A 631-nucleotide genomic window follows, 5' to 3' on the forward strand; every position below is an offset into this window, starting at 1 on the left:
GCCAACTATTGACGCCTAAACGTGAAAGCTCATCGACGACAGGTTGCATGCAGCCCGCTTGCGCGTGATTTGTTGCCGTGTAATACACGCCTTTAAGTGACAACTGAGCATCAATATGGTGCTGTTTACAAAACGCGTCAATTTCAAGCACGGCTTGTTCGGACTCTTTGACTAACCAAGCAGCCTGAGCTTCACCAAACAAACGTTTTAAGGTCGGAAACTTTGTCGACCAAGTCAGCATGCAACCACCATTCGCTCCAGACGCGCCACTGCCGCACAGACCCTTTTCTATCACAACAACATGCTTTTTCGGTGCTTGCTGTTTGATCATAATGGCGGTCCAAAGTCCGGTGTAACCACCGCCAATAATCGCGACATCAGCGTCGATATCTTCATTCAGTGGCTTAGCTGGTTGAGGCTGTTCAAGTTCAAGCGCTTGCTTAAACCAGTAAGATAGGTGTGCCATTGTTTTTCCTTCGTGTCATTCATGAACTTGTTTTCGAGAAGCTCACTGTACAAACGATGCGCAGTTTCAACGAGCAAGAAAAACTATCGCTGCACGTAAGAAAAAATGACGCCACGCGGCAAAGTGACGTGCGATTTTAAAGAACCGAAAAGTACAAAAAAGGAG

1 protein-coding gene is annotated in these 631 nt (G+C 46.8%); it reads right to left on the reverse strand.

Features of this window, described 5'->3' with window-relative positions; all coding sequences use genetic code 11:
• A partial coding sequence (locus R7093_RS26200) for an FAD-dependent oxidoreductase (RefSeq protein ID WP_318147147.1) occupies window positions 1–466 on the reverse strand: 466 nt, incomplete at its 3' end.
• Window positions 467–631 lie beyond the last annotated feature (165 nt).

The organism is Vibrio sp. 1580, from assembly GCF_033340055.1.